This window comes from Thermococcus sp. 21S9 (genome assembly GCF_012027635.1).
Taxonomy (GTDB): Archaea; Methanobacteriota_B; Thermococci; order Thermococcales; family Thermococcaceae; genus Thermococcus.
In genome coordinates, this window is record NZ_SNUS01000009.1 from 1 (window position 1) to 560 (window position 560).

Annotated in this window: 1 pseudogene; it reads right to left on the bottom strand. The window is 43.0% G+C overall.

What is annotated here, in order from left to right:
* Positions 1–560, bottom strand: a pseudogene (locus E3E28_RS10695) (protein translocase subunit SecF); the annotation flags it as partial.

The window sequence follows — 560 nt, forward strand, 5'->3', positions numbered from 1 at the left end:
AGAGAAATAGGCCTCTTCAATGGTATCTTCTTTTCTTTTAAGGAGCTTTGTAGTCAAAAGAATGTTGCTGTCAACTGAGTAACCTATAAGCATTAACAGAGCTGCAATTGTCGCTTGGCTTAACTCGATGCCGAAGATGCTCATTAGGGCTAGAGCTATCACCATGTCTGAGAACGCTGAGAATATGACTGTGAATGACGGAACTGGAACTCTGAAGAACAGAAAGACGACAACTGCCATTCCAAGGAATGCTAGGCTTATTGCTTTTATTCCTTGCTCTCTTGCCATTGCTCCAAAAGTGGGCCGAACTTCTGATATCGCATACTTTGCATCCGGGAAGCGTTGCTTAAGGACTTCCCTTATTTTTTCAGGATCAGCATCTGCCGGTGCATAAACATTTATTCCACTGCTTTCTTTCCCAATTCCAGTGAATTTCTCAACTCTAACATCTATATTAAGCTGTTGAGCGAGATATTTAGCAATCTCATCCGAGTTTGCATCTACACCATAGGCAGTTACAACCACTCCACCCCTGAGGTCAATTCCAAGCTGGGGGAAGT